General features: G+C 69.5%; 14 protein-coding genes and 1 tRNA gene. 3 read left to right on the top strand and 12 right to left on the bottom strand.

Annotated elements, in window-relative coordinates:
- Positions 1-138: 138 nt before the first annotated feature.
- On the top strand, positions 139-1602 hold the full coding sequence (locus LRA89_RS02265; RefSeq protein WP_230768837.1) for a DEAD/DEAH box helicase: 1464 nt from the start codon (positions 139-141) through the stop codon (positions 1600-1602).
- A 115-nt stretch (positions 1603-1717) separates the two neighbouring features.
- Here LRA89_RS02265 and LRA89_RS02270 read toward each other — a convergent pair whose 3' ends face one another.
- Positions 1718-4210, bottom strand: a complete 2493-nt coding sequence (locus LRA89_RS02270; RefSeq protein WP_230768838.1) for an ABC transporter permease — start codon at positions 4208-4210, stop codon at positions 1718-1720.
- Positions 4207-4902 carry an ABC transporter ATP-binding protein gene (locus LRA89_RS02275; protein ID WP_230768839.1) on the bottom strand — a complete coding sequence of 232 codons (696 nt, stop codon included), beginning with the start codon at positions 4900-4902 and terminating at the stop codon, positions 4207-4209. The genes LRA89_RS02270 and LRA89_RS02275 overlap by 4 nt, the downstream gene beginning before the upstream one ends.
- Positions 4903-4917: 15 nt before the next feature.
- Between LRA89_RS02275 and LRA89_RS02280 the strand changes: the two genes are divergently transcribed.
- On the top strand, positions 4918-5655 hold the full coding sequence (locus LRA89_RS02280) for an arylesterase (RefSeq protein WP_443024918.1): 738 nt from the start codon (positions 4918-4920) through the stop codon (positions 5653-5655).
- Positions 5656-5662: 7 nt separating this feature from the next.
- Here LRA89_RS02280 and LRA89_RS02285 read toward each other — a convergent pair whose 3' ends face one another.
- Complete coding sequence (locus LRA89_RS02285) at positions 5663-6601, bottom strand: NAD(P)/FAD-dependent oxidoreductase (protein WP_230768840.1); 939 nt, start codon at positions 6599-6601, stop codon at positions 5663-5665.
- Between the two features lie 112 nt (positions 6602-6713).
- On the opposite strand from LRA89_RS02285, the gene LRA89_RS02290 reads away from it, so the two are divergent.
- Positions 6714-8189 (top strand): glycoside hydrolase family 125 protein, encoded by a 1476-nt coding sequence (locus tag LRA89_RS02290; protein ID WP_230768841.1) that lies wholly within the window; start codon positions 6714-6716, stop codon positions 8187-8189.
- A 71-nt stretch (positions 8190-8260) separates the two neighbouring features.
- Here LRA89_RS02290 and LRA89_RS02295 read toward each other — a convergent pair.
- The 9 genes from LRA89_RS02295 to LRA89_RS02335 all read right to left on the bottom strand — a co-directional run bounded on the left by LRA89_RS02295 (position 8261) and on the right by LRA89_RS02335 (position 17042).
- Positions 8261-8336, bottom strand: a tRNA-Phe gene (locus LRA89_RS02295).
- 30 nt (positions 8337-8366) lie between these two features.
- Positions 8367-8567, bottom strand: coding sequence for a DNA gyrase inhibitor YacG (locus LRA89_RS02300; RefSeq protein ID WP_082448148.1), 201 nt, complete (start codon positions 8565-8567; stop codon positions 8367-8369).
- The gene (locus LRA89_RS02305) at positions 8545-9552 is read right to left on the bottom strand and encodes a ribonuclease (protein ID WP_230768842.1); all 1008 of its coding nucleotides are present in this window, start codon (positions 9550-9552) and stop codon (positions 8545-8547) included. Before LRA89_RS02305 ends, LRA89_RS02300 begins: the two co-directional genes overlap by 23 nt.
- 85 nt (positions 9553-9637) lie before the next feature.
- Complete coding sequence (locus tag LRA89_RS02310) at positions 9638-10207, bottom strand: Maf family protein (protein WP_230768872.1); 570 nt, start codon at positions 10205-10207, stop codon at positions 9638-9640.
- Between the two features lie 26 nt (positions 10208-10233).
- The gene (gene infA, locus LRA89_RS02315; RefSeq protein WP_003049127.1) at positions 10234-10452 is read right to left on the bottom strand and encodes a translation initiation factor IF-1; all 219 of its coding nucleotides are present in this window, start codon (positions 10450-10452) and stop codon (positions 10234-10236) included.
- Positions 10453-10784: 332 nt separating this feature from the next.
- On the bottom strand, positions 10785-12740 hold the full coding sequence (locus tag LRA89_RS02320) for an alpha/beta hydrolase family protein (protein WP_230768843.1): 1956 nt from the start codon (positions 12738-12740) through the stop codon (positions 10785-10787).
- 124 nt (positions 12741-12864) lie between these two features.
- The gene (locus LRA89_RS02325) at positions 12865-15033 is read right to left on the bottom strand and encodes a sodium-translocating pyrophosphatase (RefSeq protein WP_230768844.1); all 2169 of its coding nucleotides are present in this window, start codon (positions 15031-15033) and stop codon (positions 12865-12867) included.
- A gap of 96 nt (positions 15034-15129) precedes the next feature.
- Positions 15130-16014, bottom strand: coding sequence for a thiamine-phosphate kinase (thiL, locus tag LRA89_RS02330; RefSeq protein ID WP_230768845.1), 885 nt, complete (start codon positions 16012-16014; stop codon positions 15130-15132).
- The gene (locus tag LRA89_RS02335; RefSeq protein ID WP_230768846.1) at positions 16011-17042 is read right to left on the bottom strand and encodes a DUF2332 domain-containing protein; all 1032 of its coding nucleotides are present in this window, start codon (positions 17040-17042) and stop codon (positions 16011-16013) included. Before LRA89_RS02335 ends, thiL begins: the two co-directional genes overlap by 4 nt.
- Between the last annotated feature and the right edge of the window lie 14 nt (positions 17043-17056).

The raw sequence follows: 17056 nt of genomic DNA on the forward strand, positions 1-17056 counted from the left end.
CGTGATCGGACCCCGACGGGTCTCGGCTCCGCGTCGCAGCTCCAACCGGCTTCCCTAGTCACGCGGGTCGCAATTTTTTGCCCCGCTACCCGTGCGCCTTGTCGCGTTTCGGGTGCCGGACCCATTTCAGGAATTATCATGTCCTTCCAGTCACTCGGCCTGTCGAAGTCGATCCTCGACGCGCTCGCCGCCAAGAATTACGAAACCCCCACCCCGATCCAGCGCGACGCGATCCCGCTCGTGCTCGAAGGGCGCGACCTGCTGGGCATCGCCCAGACCGGCACCGGCAAGACCGCCGCGTTCGTGCTCCCGTCGATCGATCTGCTGGTGAAGGCCAATGTGCGTCGCCGCCCGATGCGCTGCCGCATGCTGGTGCTGGCGCCAACGCGCGAACTGGTCAGCCAGATCGCCGACAATGCCCGCGCCTATGCGCAGCACAGCAAGCTGACCGTCGCGACGGTGTTCGGTGGCGTGCCGGTGCCGCGCAACGTGCGCGACGTGGCGGCGGGCGTCGACATCCTCGTCGCGACGCCGGGCCGGTTGCTCGACCTGATCGAACAGCGCTGCTTGGGGCTGGGCGAGGTCGAGATCCTCGTTCTCGACGAAGCCGACCAGATGCTCGATCTGGGCTTCATCCACGCGCTGCGCCGCATCGTGTCGATGGTGCCCAAGAGCCGCCAGACGCTGTTCTTCTCGGCGACGATGCCCAAGGACATCCGTGAACTGGCCGACAAGTATCTGACCGATCCGGCCACCGTCGCGGTGACGCCGGTGTCGTCGACCGCCGAGCGCGTCGAACAATATGTCACGCACGTCCAGCAGGCCGAGAAGCAGACGCTGCTGACAATGTTCTTCCGCAACACCAAGATCGATCGCGCGCTGGTGTTCACCCGCACCAAGCACGGTGCCGACCGCGTCGTGAAGCTGCTGGCCGCCAATGGCATCGCGTCGAACGCGATCCACGGCAACAAGTCGCAGCCGCAGCGCGAGAAGGCGCTGGCCGCGTTCCGCAACGGCACGGTGCCGATCATGGTCGCGACCGACATCGCTGCGCGCGGGATCGACGTGTCGGGCGTCAGCCATGTCGTGAACTTCGAACTGCCCAACGTGTCGGAGCAATATGTCCACCGCATCGGCCGCACCGCGCGTGCGGGTGCGTCGGGCGTGGCGTTCAGCTTCTGCGCCGATGACGAGCGGGCGTATCTCAAGGGCATCGAGAAGCTGACCAAGCAGAAGGTCGAGGTCGTGCCGCTGCCCGCCGACTTCCTCGAGCAGAGCGCGCAGATCAAGGCGAGCCGTGCGCCCTATGCCCCCGATCGCCCCGAGCGGTTGCCGAGCGAGCGTGGCCCGGCGCGGCCGCGTGCGACGCATGCCCATGGCGCAAAGCCCGCGCATGGTCGCGGCGGTCCGGTCGGCAATCCGGCGCGTGGTGGCCAGCCGGCGCGCGAGGGTCAGGGCGGTCGTGGTGGCCAGCCGCCGCGCGAAGGCGGTGCGCCGCGTCCGGCGGCCGGTGGCGCTCGCCCCGGTGGCAATGCCGGCGGCGGTCGCGGCCGGGGTGGTCGCGGTCGTGGCGGCGGTGGTGCTCCGCGCGCGACGGCGTAACCGCCGGCCTCCCCGCTTCGGCGGGGAACGACGCCGTGGCGACATGGTGTGAAAAAGGGGATCGTCACCGGACTATCGGTCCGGGGCGATCCCCTTTTTGCGTTGCGGGTAGTTTCTACAACTCGCGCAGCGCCCGCGCGGGGCGGGCGCCGAGGATCGGCAGCGCGCCGAGCAGGCCGATGCCGATGGTGACTCCCGCGCCGATCGCCAGCGTGGCGGCCACCGCGCGATAGTCAGGCAGCCATTCGAAGCCGAACAGTTCGACCACGACATACCAGCCGGCACCGATGCCGATCGCGGCGGCGACACCCGACAGGATCGCGGCCAGCAGCAAATATTCGAGCGCCTGCGCCGTGAGGATTTGGCCGCGCGTCGCGCCGAGCGTTTTAAGGATGACGCTGTCATAGGTCCGCGTTTCGCGCGCGGCGGTGATCGCGCCGATCAGCACCGCGATGCCGGCGAGGATCGCGATTCCCGCCGCCGCTGCGATCGCTGTCGCCATCTGCGACACGATCGTCTGCACCTGTCCGATCACCTCGCGCACCTCGACCACCGAGGTCGAGGGGAAGCCGGCCGACAGCGCGCGCACGACCGGGCGTTCGCGTCCCTGCGGCATTGTGACGGTGGCCGCCAGATTGTGCGGCACGTCGGCCAGCACGCCGGGCGAGAACACCATGACGAAGTTGAACCCCATGCTGTCCCACGCGATCTTGCGGAACGAGGCGATGCGCGCGCTGCGTTCCTGCCCCGCGACGCTGATCGTGAGCGGGTCACCGAGTTTCAGGTCCAGCGCCTGCGCCATGCGTTCGTCGATCGATACCAGCGGTGCCCCGCGATACCCCGGCTGCCACCACTTCCCGCGCACGATCTCGCTGCCGGGCGGGAGCGTGTCGGCGAAGGTCAGGCCGCGTTCGCCGCGCAGCGCCCATGCGCCTTCGGGAATGGTCTTGAGATCGGCGACGCGGGTGGTGCCATAGGCGGTGATCGTGCCGCGCATCAACGGCACGGTCTGTACCTCGGCATCGGGCTGGATACGGCGGATCGTGGCGCGGAACGCCGCCTCGCGTTCGGGCGGCACGTCGAGCGCGAAGAGCGCGGGGGCCTTGGCGGGGACGGTGCGGGCGATATTGGCGTCGAGGCTGGTACGGATCGTCGCCAGCAGCACGAACAGGGTGAGGCCGAGGCCTAGCGCCACGACCAGCGCCCCGGTGCGTGCGCCCGGCCGGTGCAAGGCGGCCAGTGCGAGGCGCAGCAACGGCCGGCGCGGGCGGGGCAGGCGCGCGGCACCCAGCCGGATCGCCTGTCCCAGCCCGGCGAGCAGCAACAGCAGCGCGGCGGCGGCGGCAAGGAAGCCGGCCCCGAACCACGGCCGCTCGCTGGTGACGAGGACCAGCGCGACGATCCCGGCGAACGCCGCGCCCATCCATGCCGCCGATTTGGCGAGCGGTGCGCGCCGGTTGTCGAGCGCGCCGCGCAGCAGCCCGGCGGCGGGCACCTCCCCGGCGGCGAGCAGCGGAGGTGCGGCAAAGGCGAGCGCGATCAGCAGGCCGTAGGCGGCGGCCTGGATCAGCGGCAACGGATGGATCGCGAAGCTGGGCGCGACCGGCAGCACGTCGCCGGCCAGCGCCACGATCAGCGGCACGGCGGCGATGCCGATGCCAAGGCCGACCGCGATGCCGATCGCCGACACCACCGCGATCTGGAGCAGATAGACTTTGGCGATCAGCCCCGAGGTCGCGCCCAATATCTTGAGCGTGGCGATCCCCGGCCGCCGCGTCGCGAGATAGGAGGCGACGCCGTTGCCCACCCCGATCCCGGCGATGACCAGCGCGGTGAGGCCGACCAGCACGAGAAACTCGCCCATCCGCGTCAGGAACCGCTCGGCCCCCGGCGAAGCGCGGTCGCGGGTGCGCGTGTCCCAGCCCTGCCCGGTATAGCGTTTCGTAAACGCCGCGTTCGCCTGCGCCGGGTCATAGACGGTGGCGATGCGGTATTTGCTCTCGTACAGGCTGCCCGGCGCGATCAGCCCGGTACGGTCGAGGCCGTCCAGCGATACCAGCGCGACCGCGCCCAGCGTGAAGCCCTCGCTCAGCCGATCGGGTTCGTCGGCGATGACCCCGGCGACGCGGAAGCGCGCGCTGCCGAAACGAACGGTGCCGCCGGGACGCAGCTTCAATCGTTCGAGCAGCGCCGGGCCGACATAGGCCTCATCGGCACGCAGCGGTCGTGCCATGCCGCTGGTCAGGCGCAGCGTGCCGTAGAGCGGATAGGGGGCGTCGACCGCCTTCAACTCGATCGGCGCGGTGTCGCCCGCCGGGCTGGCGGCCATCGACTGCATGCGGAGCGTTTCGGAGACGCGGCCGATCCGCGCCATCGACCGCCGCTCGGCATCGTCGGCGCGGCGTTGCGATACCGAGAGTTCGATGTCGCCGCCGAGCAGGCTCTGCCCGCGCGCCGCCAGTTCGCCGGTGATCGATCGCGTCAGGCTACCGATCGCCGCCAGCGCGCCGACGCCGAGGATCAGGCAGACCAGCAGCAGCCGGAGGCCGCGGAACCGCGCGTCCAGTTCACGCCGCGCGAAAGTCCACGCCAGCCGCCATTCGCTCATCGGGCGGTATCGCGAATGATTTTGCCGTCGGCCAGTTCGACCACCCGGTCGCAGCGTTCGGCCAGCGACGGATCATGGGTGATGACCAGCAATGTCGCGGCGGTCGCGCGCTGGCGGTCGAACAACAGATTCATGACCGCATGGCCGGTCGCGCGGTCGAGGTTGCCGGTCGGTTCGTCGGCGAACACCAGCGCCGGCCGCCCGGCGAGCGCGCGGGCGATGGCGACGCGCTGCTGCTCGCCGCCCGACAACTGGCTGGGATAATGGTGGAGGCGGTGCGCCAGCCCGACCGCGCCCAGTTCGGCCTCGGCACGGGCGAAGGCTTGCGCTTCGCCCGCCAGTTCCATCGGCACCGCGACGTTTTCCAGCGCCGTCATCGTCGGGAGCAGGTGGAATGCCTGCAACACGATGCCGATGCGTCCGCGCCGCGCGCGCGCCAGATCGTCCTCGCCCATCGTGCCGAAGTCCGCGCCGGCGATCCGCACCTGCCCGCCGCTGGCGCGCTCCAGCCCGGAGAGGACCGCCATCAGCGACGATTTGCCCGATCCCGATGCACCCAGCAGCGCGACGCTGGTCCCCGCCGGCACCGCGAGGTCGAGCCCGTGGAGAATGCGGGTCGCGCCGTCGCCGTCGCCCAGCGTCAGGGTGACACCGCGCGCGTCGATAACCATATCGTCGGTAATGGATTGCATGGGAGTGTATCGCCGGTGACGAAGCAAGGAGCCCGCCCATATGCGGGTGCGATCGCCATTCTCCAAGGCGCGATGCTGTTGGGCGGCTGTAGCGGCCCGGATTTGTCGGAGGGCAACGACGTGACCCCGGTGAACGTCGCGGCGGTCGCCATGCCGACGTCGGTTGCGTCCCAGACGCCGGTCGCGGGGCCGGAACGGGCGGTGCTGGCGTTCGGCGACAGCCTGTATGCCGGCTATGGGCTGAACCGGGGCGACAGCCTGCCCGATGACTTGCAGGATGCGTTGCGTAGGCAAGGGATCAATGCGCGTGTCGTCAACGCCGGCATCTCGGGCGATACCAGCGCGGCGGGGCGGCGGCGGCTGGCGTTCACGCTCGACCGGCTGGAGCGCAAGCCCGATCTGGTGCTGCTCGGGCTGGGCGGCAACGACCTGCTGCGCCAGATTCCGCCGGCCGAAACCCGCGCCAACTTCACCGCGATGCTCGACGAATTGCAGCGACGGCGGATTCCGGTGGTGCTGACCGGCATGATGGTGCCGCCCAACCTCGGCCCCGATTATGCCGCGGCATTCAACGGGATCTGGCCCGACATGGCTAAGCGCTACGACGCGGTGCTCGATCCGTTCATCCTCGCGGGCGTGATCGGCAATCGCCAGTTGATGCTGCCCGATGGCGTCCATCCCAATGCGCAGGGCGTCGACCGCATCGTCGCGCGGTTGGCCCCGGTGGTGGCGACGCGGCTGGGCAAGCTATAACGGACGATCATTCGCCTTCGCCGAGAATCGCCAGCGCCGCGCGCTGTCCTGACAGCCATGCGCTTTCGACGCGCGGCGCGATCAGCCAGTCGCCGCAGGCCGACAGCGCCAGCGCGGGCAGGCGGTAGCTGCCGATCCCCGCCGGCGTCGAACGGGCATAGCGCCAGCGATGCGCGGCGGCATGGACCGGCCGGGGCAGGTCGACACGCTGGGCCAGCGCGTCGCGCAGTAGGTCGATCACCGTATCGCGTTCGGCTTCGAGATGGGCGGCGGACCATTCGGGCGTGGCGTGGATCGTCCATGCCTCGCCCGGCGAGCGGCCCGGTTTGGCGGCATTGCACGCTGCCGAATCGATGATGCCGTCACGCTCGATCAGCGGCGGCAGGGCGAGCGGCCGGTCGAAGCCGAGCATCACCGTCCAGCATGGCGCGGAGCGGTGCGCATCGGCCAGCGCCGCCAGCGTATCGTCGATCCCGGCGACGAGCGGGCCGACCTGTTCGGCGGGCAGCGCCACGACGATCTCGGCAAAGGGACCGTCCTCGCCAGCGTCATGGGCGACGTGCCAGCCATCGGTATCGCGCCGGATGCCACGGACATGGCACGACCAGCGCACGTCGAGCGCGCCCGCCATCGTGGCCAGCGGGGCGTCCATTCCCGGCGTGCCGACCCATGCGTCATCCCCCGCCGCCGGCCATGGTGCGACGATCCCGCCCCGCGTCCATGCCTGCACGGCTTCGGCGAAGCCGGGGTCGCGCACGGTCATATATTGCGCGCCGTAATCGAAGGCGAAGCGATACCCGTCGACCTCGACCGGGCGGCTCGCCATCCGGCCGCTCGGGCGGCGGCCCTTGTCGTACAGGCGGACGTCGCGCCCCGCCGCAGTCAGCCGGGTGGCACAGCTCAGCCCGGCCATGCCGGCGCCGATGATCGCGATACCCTGAGTCATGTGTCGTCCCACCCCTTGTTGCGGCGCGGCAACGCACGGGGCGGGCGCAATGTTGCCCCGCGCGGCGTTGCAGGGCAACGGTACGGCGACCCGTTTCAGGAGAGTTTCCGCGATGCCGACCGACCGACGCAATCTGATGGCGCAGGGTGTACTGCTGGGGGCCGGCCTTGCGACCGGCGGCTTCGCGCCGGTCGCGGCCGGGCAGGCGCGGGGCGGCACGGCGGCATCGTTTCCCGCCAAGCGGCCCGCGCCCGCCGATCGCCGCTTCGTCAGTTCTGCGGTCGAGCGCGAGATCGCGCGGGTCAGCCGCATGATCGCCGATCCCGAGCTCGCGTGGCTGTTCGCCAATTGCTATCCCAACACGCTCGATACGACCGTCCGTATGGGCACGATCGGCGGCAAGCCCGACAGCTTCGTCATCACCGGCGACATCCCCTGCCTGTGGCTGCGCGATTCGGCGGCGCAGGTGAAATCCTATCTCCATCTGGCGAAACAGGATGCGAAGCTGCGCGAGCTGTTTCGCGGGCTGATCGGCCGGCATGCGCGCAGCGTGCTGATCGACCCGTACGCCAATGCCTTCATGGAGGATCCGTCGGCCACCACCTCGCTCGACTGGGCGAAGACGGACGTGACCGAGATGAAGCCGGGCGTCGCCGAGCGCAAATGGGAGATCGATTCGCTATGCTATTCGATGCGGCTGTCGCATGGCTATTGGCATGAGACGCGCGATCCCGCGCCGTTCGACGCGGCATGGGCCGATGCGATGCGCGCGATCGTGCGCACCTTTCGCGAACAGCAGCGCAAGACTTCGCCCGGTCCGTACAAGTTCCAGCGGGCGAGCCGGCAGCCGACCGAGACGCTGCTCGCCGGCTATGGCGCGCCGACGCGCAAGAACGGCATGATCCATTCGGGGTTTCGTCCGTCGGACGATGCCTGCCAATATTCGCTGTTCGTACCGGCCAATCTGTTCGCGGTGACGACGCTGCGCGAAATGGCGCGGGTGGCGAGCGAGGCGCGGGGCGACGCCGCGCTCGCGAATGATGCGACCGCGCTGGCCGACGAGGTCGCGGCAGCGACCGCGCAGCATGGCACGATGCGGCTGGCCGACGGGCGCGACGTGTGGGCCTATGAGGTCGACGGCTATGGCAATGCGATCTTCATGGACGATGCCAACGTTCCCTCGCTCTCCAGCCTTGCGTGGCTCGGCTGCGTGCCGGCGGACGATGCGCGCTGGCAGCGGACGGCGGCGGCGGCGTGGAGCGAGGCGAACCCGTGGTTCTTCAAGGGCAGCGCGGGCGAGGGAATCGGCGGTCCGCATCAGGGGATGGACTATATCTGGCCGATGTCACTGATCGTTCGCGCGCTGTCGGCGCGCGACGATGCGACGATCCTCCAATGCCTCGCCACGCTCAAGCGCAGCCACGCCGGCACCGGCTTCATGCACGAGGCGTTCGAGAAGGACGATGTGCGCAAGTTCAGCCGCGACTGGTTCGCGTGGGCCAACGGGCTGTTCGGTGAGCTGATCCTGCACCTCGCCGCGACCCGCCCGCAGTTGCTCCGGGCACCGCTCGACGCCGTGGGTGTGTAGCGTCGGTCTATAGCCATGTCCTGGCTTCGGATGAAGCCGGGCATGGCGTGGGACGGCATATCTGGGAGAAGTGGTGCCCGGAGACGGATTCGAACCGCCGACACTGCGATTTTCAGTCGCATGCTCTACCAACTGAGCTATCCGGGCACGCCCGGCAGGACCGGGAGAGCCGGCCTGTTAGCCGCGCTCCGCAGGGCTGTCCAGCCCGGTTTCGCCTTTTTCGTCGGAAGACGCCATCGGACCCGCGATCCGATAGCCTTCGCCCATCCAGTTGAGCATGTCGCGGTCGCGACACCCCCGGCTGCAGAACGGGCGATGGTCCACGGTGGCGGGGTTGCCGCACAGCGGGCATTTGTTACGGGAAGCGAGCCTGGACATGGCCGCCGGATATGGCGAGCATGGCGTCGCCCCGCAAGGCGAGCGCGGTGCCGAGCATGCGTTCGACCGCCGCCACCCAGTCGGGATGCGCGGCGATGACCGCCACTACTGCCGGATGCGCGGTCAGCGTCCGTTCGCCGCTGCCGCCGGTCCGCTCCGCCTGACGCAGCAGCACGCGGGCGTGGGCGGCGGGATCGGCGAACAGTTCGATCAACGAAGCGCGGCTGCGGCGGCGGACGATCTGGAGGAAGCCGAAGCCGTTGACGGCGGTGCGATCGAACGGTTGCGGCAGGGCCGAATCGACCGCGTCGGCGGCGGCGATGCGGACGGCCTTGTCGCCGACGGTCGGCAGGTCGATGCCGATTGATCCGGTGATGTCGAGCCGCGCGATCGCCCGCGCCGCCGCGCGCGCGCCGGCGATGGCGAGGTCGGCGGGGGCAAGGTCGCCGTCGATGTCGATCAGCGTCATCGCCGGGGTGGGGTGAATCGACAGTGCGCCGCCGACGAACATGACCGTCCGCGTCGCCGCTTCCTCGATCAGTTCGGCCCAGCCAGCGTCCGCCAGCAGGTCGCGATCGTACGGGCCGGGCAGGTGTGCGCCGGGCAGGTCGGCAAGGCTCGGCGCAGGGCCGAGGACGGCATCGGGCGCGGCGGGGCGGGCACGGGCGCGTTTGGGCTTGCCAGGTTCGGGCAGCGCGGGGCGGGTGATCTCGATGCGCAGCGTCGCGCCTTCGGTCACGGCGCGCGGCAGGGGATGGAGCAGCGCCTCGCCATCGTCCCATGCGACGATGGCTTCGTTGCGGACAGGCAGGCGGCGGACGAGGCGCGCGGTCAGGATCGTGCCGGCGCGGAGCAGATCGTCGGGTTCGATCCGCGCCTCGATGATCGCACCGTCCACGATCCGCGCCGCGCGCGTCTCGCCGATGCCACGCTCGACGATCCAGCGTTCAGCGGTGCCGGCCCGCTCCCCCTCCCGACCACCCATTCAGGATACGCTGTGGGTGGCCGGGAGGGGGAGCGGGCCGGCACCGCCCTGAAACTCGCGCTTTCGCGAGTTTTCAGACGGACTTTCAGCCAAGCGGGACGCCGGCGGTTTCCAGCAGCGCGCGGGTGTCGAACAGCGGCAGGCCGATCACGCCCGAATGGCTGCCCGACAGGAAACGGACGAAGGCTTCGGCGCGGCCCTGGATCGCATAGCCGCCAGCCTTGCCCAGCCCTTCGCCACAGGCGACATAGGCGTCGATCTCACGCGGTTCGAGGCGTTTGAACGCGACGATCGTGTCACTGACACGGGTGCGCGCGGTGCCGTCCGGCATCAGCACGCAGACGGCGGACAGGCAATGATGCCGCCTGCCCGACAGCAGCCCGAGCAACTCGCGCTGGACCGCTTCGGTGGTGGCGGGCGGCAGGATGCGCCGGCCAACCGCGATGGTGGTGTCGCCCGCCAGCACGACCGCGCCGTCGACGGGGCCGATCGCGCGCGCCTTCGCCTCGGCCAGCCGCAGCGCATAAGGGCGCGGCAGTTCGTGCGCGAGCGGGCTCTCATCGATGTCGGGCGCTTCGACGCGGTCGGGCACCGCGCCGATCCGCGCCAGCAGGTCGCGGCGACGGGGCGAGGTGGAGGCGAGGATCAGGCGCATGGCCGGGGCCATGGAAACCGCCACGCTTACTTGAAGCGGTAGGTGATGCGACCCTTGGTGAGATCGTAAGGGGTCAGTTCGACGAGCACCTCGTCGCCCACCAGCACGCGGATGCGGTTCTTGCGCATCTTGCCGGCGGTATGCCCCAGAATCTCGTGATCGTTCTCGAGCCGGACGCGGAACATCGCGTTGGGCAACAGCTCGACCACCTGGCCGCGCATTTCGAGAAGTTCTTCCTTCGCCAAACAAATACCTCGTGTGAATAGCACGCCGCAGCAAACCGGGCGGGTTCCCATAGGCGCTGCTCGCAAAAAAGGAAAGCGCGATCCGCCGGGCGCGCGGACGGCACGGCCGGTCGATGTTCGCTGACGGTCCCGATGTGGGCGGCAGGGCGGCGAAAGGCAAGGCCCATCCGTATCGTCACCCCGGACTTGTTCCGGGGTCCACCCAGCCGGAAACGCTGCCGCTTGAGGCTTGGGCCACATCGATCGCCGCGCCGTGGACCCCGGAACAAGTCCGGGGTGACGAAGTGGAAGGGGGTGCCGCCGATATATGACTGTCGATCCGGCCCTATCCGTCACGCCGGGTTATGCGCTTTCAGGAAGTCGGTCATCTCCCGCAGGAACTGCAACCGGTCTTCGCTGCGCGAAAAGAAATGGTCGCCGAGCGGCTGTTCGACATAGCGGTGGGCCTTCCCCGCACGTTTCAGCTCGGCGGCGAGCATGCGCGACTGGGCGACCGGCACGCGCTTGTCCTGCTTGCCGTGCATCAGCAGGATCGGCGTCGAGAATTCGGCGGCATGGAAGCGCGGCGACACCGTCTGGAAATCGGGGGCCTGTTTGCGCAGCCAGTCGCCGATCGTCCGGCCGTTCAGGAACTGGCTGTCGTAGCGGCGCAGCGCCGCGAGGTCGGACACGCCGGCATAGGAGACGGCGCAGCGATAGAGGCCGCCGTCGCGCTGTGCCGCGCGCATCGCCGCATAGCCGCCGTAGGACGCGCCGACCATGCAGACGCGCTTGGGATCGGCGATCCCCTGTTTCGCGAGATGGGTGACGGCGTCGTTCAGGTCGTCCTGCATCTTCAGGCCCCATTCGCCCGCCCCCTTGCGGGCGAACGCGGTGCCATAGCCCGACGAGCCGCGATAATTGGGCTGGATCACGACATAGCCGAGTTCGGCCAGATATTGCGTCCACCAGTCCCAGCCTTCGCTGTCGCGCGCCGAGGGGCCGCCGTGCGGCAGGACGATCAGCGGCAGGTTCTTCTGGCCCGGGCGGTGGCGCGGCATCGTCAGCACCGCCTCGATCGGAGTGCCGTCGCGCGCGGCGTAGCGGATGGTGCTGACCGGCGAGAGGCGGCGGCCCTGCAACGCGGCGCTGCTCCAGCCGACGCGCTTCATCGCCGCCTGGCCGCTGTCCCAGTAATAGAGGCCGCCGGCCTGGTTGGGCGCGCCGACCTCGACCAGAAAGCGGTCGCGTGCCTTGTCCCACGATACCAGCCGCGCGCGCCGGTCGCCGACCGCCTTATCGATATTCTCCTGTAGCGTCTTCAGCTTGGGATCGAACCAGACGTTGCGGCGATGGCGGTCGGTCACGGATACGCCGGCGATGTCGTTCTCGGTCGCATTGTCGGTGATGCCGTCGACGTCATAGCCTTCGAGGCTGTAGAGCTTCTTGCCGAGCGCGAGGTCGGGCAGTGATACCTCATAGACGCTGGTGAAGCCGCCTTCGTCGTCGAAGGCGATCGCGCTGCCATCGGCGCGGAAGGTGATGGGCACGGTCAGCCCGTCCTCGTCGCGCCGTTCGCGCCGGGCGATGACGCGAAACTCCTCGTTGTTGTTCGCGCGGTAGAGCAGTGCCGAGCGGCGCGTCTGGTCGCTGTATTGATAGGCGGCGCGGACCTGCCCCTCGCCATCGGCGTACCAGTCGTAGATGTTGTTGCGTCCGCCGACGATCCGGCGCGACCGGCCGGTCGAGACGTCGACCTCGAACACCGCCGGGTTATAGTCTTCCTCGCGCTCGATCCCGGTCTGGCGCGACAGCAGGATGCGCGGGCTGCCGTCGTGCGCGGTCCACAGGACATTGTCGGCACGCAGCCCCGACTTGTCCCAGTCAATGCGGTTGCTCTTTTTGAGGTCGGCGCTGATGCCGATCATCCGGGTGATGTAGACATCGGTGCCGTACAGCATCTGCTGCGTGCCGACGCCGACGATCAGCCAGTCGTCGTTGACCCAGCGCCACCAGTTGATGTCGGTATTCTCGGGCGCGCCGAGCAGCGCCGGCTTACCGCCGCCGAACAGGTCGGACACGACGAGGACCTGCTGCCCGCCGACCGCCTGTTTGGCGACGACCTTCATGCCATTGGGCGACAGCCGGGGCGATTCATAGGCGGGCAATGTCGCGAACACGGTGATCGGCACCGGTGCATTGGCATCTGCCGCGGCGGGGGCGGGCGGCGCGGGCGGTGGCGTCTGCGCCGGCAGCGCGGTGGCCAGCGCCAGGCCGATCCAGAGCGGATGGTGCAGTATCGTCGTCATGGTTCCCCCGTTGCGGCGGGGGCGGGAGGGGCAGCGGTGTCCCCCGACACCCGCCGCACCGCCCGAATCGATCCCCCCGTCCTGTCCGACTATTGCGCGGTGGCGGGCGGGGCGCAATCGACTGTCAGCCGCCACCGGCCAGGGCGCTCAGCAGCAGCAGCGCGACGATGTTGGTGATCTTTATCATCGGATTGACGGCGGGGCCGGCGGTGTCCTTGTACGGATCGCCCACCGTGTCGCCGGTGATGGCGGCCTTGTGCGCTTCGGACCCCTTGCCGCCGTGATTGCCGTCCTCGATATATTTCTTGGCATTGTCCCAAGCGCCGCCGCCGCTGGTCATCGAGATTGCGACGAACAGGCCGGAAACGATGACGCCCAAGAGCATCGCGCCCAGCGCCGCGAACCCCTGCGCCTGTCCCGCCACCAGCATGACGATATAATAGACCGCGATCGGCGACAGGACGGGGAGGAGCGAGGGCACGATCATCTCGCGGATCGCGGCGCGGGTGACGATGTCGACGGTGCGGCCGTAATTGGGGCGGCTGGTGCCGGCCATGATGCCGGGGTCGGCGGCGAATTGCTGGCGGACGTCCTCCACCACCGATCCCGCCGCGCGTCCGACGGCGGTCATCCCGAACGCGCCGAACAGATAGGGGAGCAACGCGCCCAGCAACAATCCGACGATGACATAGGGGTTGGACAGCGAGAAATCGACGATCAGGTCGGGGAAGAACAGCTTGAGGTCCGTGGTGTACGCCCCGAACAGCACCAGTGCGGCGAGCGCCGCCGAACCGATCGCATAGCCCTTCGTCACCGCCTTGGTCGTGTTGCCGACCGCGTCCAAGGCGTCGGTGCGTCGGCGGACCTCGTCGGGCAGGTTTGCCATTTCGGCGATGCCGCCGGCATTGTCGGTGACGGGGCCATAGGCATCGAGTGCCACGACCATGCCGGCGAGCGCGAGCAGCGCGGTGGCGGCGAAGGCGACGCCGATGATTCCGGCCAGTTGATAGGAGGCGACGACCGCGACGACGATCACCAGCGTCGGCAACGCGGTCGATTCGAGGCTGATGGCAAGGCCCTGGATGACGTTGGTGCCGTGGCCGGTGACGCTGGCCTTCGCGATCGACTTGACCGGGCGATAGGCGGTGCCGGTGTAATATTCGGTGATCCACACCAGCGCGGCGGTGACGCCCAACCCGATCATCATGCACCAGAACAGGTCCATGCCGGTGAAGCTCTGTCCGGCGACCGGGGCCTGCGCGCCGAGTGCCCCTTCCACGGTCAGCGTGTCGCCGCCCGGATCGAGGAAGCCCGCGCCGCCGATCACCGCGTTCATGTCACCCAGCGTATGGCTGGCGGCGAGATAGATCGCAGGGACGGCGAGCAGCACCGTGGTCCAGAACCCCTTGTAGAGCGCGCCCATGATCGACTGGCCCTTGCCCAACCGGACCATGTAGGTGCCGATGATCGAGGTGAGGATGCACGCCCCGCCGACGATCAGCGGCAGGGCCATCAGCCGCAGCAGTTCCTGCGGCGGGGCCTGTACCAAGAGCGCGATCGACACCATCGTCAGGCCGATCGTCACGACATAGGTTTCGAACAGGTCCGCGGCCATGCCGGCGCAGTCGCCGACGTTATCCCCGACATTGTCGGCGATGACGGCGGGGTTGCGCGGATCGTCCTCGGGGATGCCCGCCTCGACCTTGCCGACGAGGTCGGCGCCGACGTCCGCCGCCTTGGTGAAGATGCCGCCGCCCAGCCGCGCGAAGATCGAGATCAGCGATGCGCCGAAGGCGAGCGCGGTCAGCACCTCCACCACCTCGCGGTCGCCCGGACCATGGCCGGCGATGGCGACGAGATACCAGAACACGCCCGCGATCGCGATAAGGCCGAGGCCCGCGACGAGCATGCCGGTGATCGCGCCCGAGCGGAAGGCGAGGGTGAGGCCGCCCTGCAACGAGTGCCGCGCCGCCTCGGCGGTGCGGACGTTGGCGCGGACCGAAATCTCCATGCCGACATAGCCCGCCACCCCCGAGAGGATCGCGCCGATCAGGAAGCCGACCGTGGACAGGGGGCCGAGCGTCGGGAACAGCAGGATGGCGACGACGACGCCGACGACGGCGATGGTGCGATATTGCCGGCCGAGATAGGCCTTCGCCCCTTCCTGAATGGCGGCGGCAATATCCTGCATCCGCGCATTGCCGGGGGATGCGCGCAGCACCTGCCCGGCGGTGAGCGCGCCATAGAGCACGGCGATCACGCCGCACGCGATGGCCAGATAGACGATCGTCATATGTTGCAACCCCTCCTGCATGGGGGTCGCCCGGCTGTCTCGTCGGGTCGAACCCTGTGGCGGCAGCTTATGCCGATGGGCGGGGGAGGCAAGCGGTTAGTGGTGCTGGTATCCCAGCCGTGCGGGGAGCGGCACCGGCTGGTCGCCGTCGACCAGCCGCAGGCTGCTGCCGCCCTCGAACCAGCCGACCTGCGTGGCGGCGACCGGGGGCGTCGCGCCGGGGGGCAGGGCGAAGAGCAGTTCGTAATCGTCTCCGGCGGTCGCGGCGGTCAGGGCGTCGTCGCCGAAAGTGAGCAGCGCGTCGGACAGCGGCACCCGCGCCAGATCGATCGTGACCGCGACGCCGCTGGCCGCCGCCATCCGGCGGGCGTCGATCAGCAGGCCGTCGGACACGTCCATCATCGCGGTGACATGGGGGGCGAGCGCCTGCCCCTCGGCAAGGCGGGGGGTGGGGCGGCGGTAGCGATCGAGCAGGGTAGGCGGACCGTCCGCGCCCTGCGCGATGGCGAGGCCCGCGCCGGCATCGCCGATCGTGCCCGTCACCCACAGTATGTCGCCGGCCCTCGCACCGCCGCGCAAGGGGGCCGAAGCGCTGCGGCCGATCGCGGTCAGCGACAGGAAGCGGGGGGCACCGGCGGGCAGGCGGACGGTGTCGCCGCCGAGCAGCGGACAATCGAACGCGCGCAGCACCCGGTCGAGCCCGGCAAGGAACGCCCGGTCCCAGCCATCGTCGCCGATCGGATAGCCGAGCATCGCCCCTACCGGCTCCGCGCCCTTGGCGGCGAGATCGGACAGGTTGGTCGCCACCAGCTTCCACGCGACGTCGCCGGGCGGATCGCTGTCGAGGAAATGGACGCCGGCGACGATCAGGTCCTTGGTCAGCACGAGGCTGCCCAGATGCGCGGCGTCGTCGGTGAGGCCGATCGCGCCGGGGTGGAGCGGCAGGGTCCGCAGCAGGCCAAGGAAGTCGACCTCGGTCACGTCGCCTCGATCCATGTGCCATGGGCGTGGGCGATGGCGAGCATGCGTGCCGTGCCATTGCCGGGCCAGCTCTGTACCCATAATTCCTGCCGTTGCAGGACGCGCTCGGGCTCCATCCGTACCCATGCCAGCGGGCGGGCATCGGTGGCGCGGGTCGCGGCATCGTCCATCATCGCAGTGATCGCTGCGCGGCGTTCGTCGCCGAGATATTGCCAGACCACCGAATGCATCAGCACCCGCGTCACCCCCGCCACCTGCGGTTCGGCCAGACGCGCGCCGAGCCAGTCGACCGCGTCCCCCGCCGCCAGATCGACCGGCCGGTCGCGCAGCATCGCGGTGGCAGCGGCGAGACGTACCTGCCGTTCGGGCTGATCCGCCCAGATATAACCGGCAAGCCGTCGTGCGAGGGCCGGATCGGTCGCATCGAGCGGGCGGAGGTCGACGCCGCGGACTGATTCGAAGGTGATGGGAACGGCGGGCGGCGGCGGGCCGCCCCAGTCGGGGCGGAGGACGACCGGGGCATCGACCGGACCGGTCGGGGTGCCGCCCAGATCGAACCGATAGCGATCGATCAGCAGGTTGAGCCCGGCGCTCGACCCGATCTCCAGCAGCTCGATACGGGGGCCGTGCCGCCGGGCGACCTCCAGCAGACCGGCCATCAGCACGCCCGATCGCATCGGTTCGTTGGTCTGTGGCGGGCCGTCGAGCCACGGCAGCAACGCCGCGTCATGGGCGATCAGCGCATCGCCCAGCACCGCCACCGCATCGCCCTGTCCCGCAAACAACCGGGTCAGCGCAGGATCGATTCCGCTGCGCGCCATATCGTGCAGCCCGCCGGCCAGCCGGAGCGGCAGCGCATCGGCGATCGGTTCGCCAACCCAGTCGAGCACGGCCGCACCGGTGCGGCTGTCGCGCGACAGCGCGGTGGCAAGGCCGGTGCAGACCGCGGCGGTGATCGGGGCATCCATCGCCGCGCAAAAGGAGGCCTGCTGGCGAAAGGCGGCGCGAATCAGGGCGTCATCGGGCATGACCGGCGTGTTGC

This window comes from Sphingomonas sp. Leaf4, from assembly GCF_920939515.1.
GTDB lineage: Bacteria > Pseudomonadota > Alphaproteobacteria > Sphingomonadales > Sphingomonadaceae > Sphingomonas.

What these genes read in the sequence shown, in the direction of transcription:
- LRA89_RS02265 (WP_230768837.1), top strand. Translation starts at nt 139, where the DNA reads ATGTCCTTCCAGTCACTCGGCCTGTCGAAGTCGATCCTCGACGCGCTC.
- LRA89_RS02270 (WP_230768838.1), bottom strand. Translation starts at nt 4,210, where the DNA reads ATGAGCGAATGGCGGCTGGCGTGGACTTTCGCGCGGCGTGAACTGGAC.
- LRA89_RS02275 (WP_230768839.1), bottom strand. Translation starts at nt 4,902, where the DNA reads ATGCAATCCATTACCGACGATATGGTTATCGACGCGCGCGGTGTCACC.
- LRA89_RS02285 (WP_230768840.1), bottom strand. Translation starts at nt 6,601, where the DNA reads ATGACTCAGGGTATCGCGATCATCGGCGCCGGCATGGCCGGGCTGAGC.
- LRA89_RS02290 (WP_230768841.1), top strand. Translation starts at nt 6,714, where the DNA reads ATGCCGACCGACCGACGCAATCTGATGGCGCAGGGTGTACTGCTGGGG.
- LRA89_RS02300 (WP_082448148.1), bottom strand. Translation starts at nt 8,567, where the DNA reads ATGTCCAGGCTCGCTTCCCGTAACAAATGCCCGCTGTGCGGCAACCCC.
- LRA89_RS02305 (WP_230768842.1), bottom strand. Translation starts at nt 9,552, where the DNA reads ATGGGTGGTCGGGAGGGGGAGCGGGCCGGCACCGCTGAACGCTGGATC.
- LRA89_RS02310 (WP_230768872.1), bottom strand. Translation starts at nt 10,207, where the DNA reads ATGCGCCTGATCCTCGCCTCCACCTCGCCCCGTCGCCGCGACCTGCTG.
- LRA89_RS02320 (WP_230768843.1), bottom strand. Translation starts at nt 12,740, where the DNA reads ATGACGACGATACTGCACCATCCGCTCTGGATCGGCCTGGCGCTGGCC.
- LRA89_RS02325 (WP_230768844.1), bottom strand. Translation starts at nt 15,033, where the DNA reads ATGACGATCGTCTATCTGGCCATCGCGTGCGGCGTGATCGCCGTGCTC.
- LRA89_RS02335 (WP_230768846.1), bottom strand. Translation starts at nt 17,042, where the DNA reads ATGCCCGATGACGCCCTGATTCGCGCCGCCTTTCGCCAGCAGGCCTCC.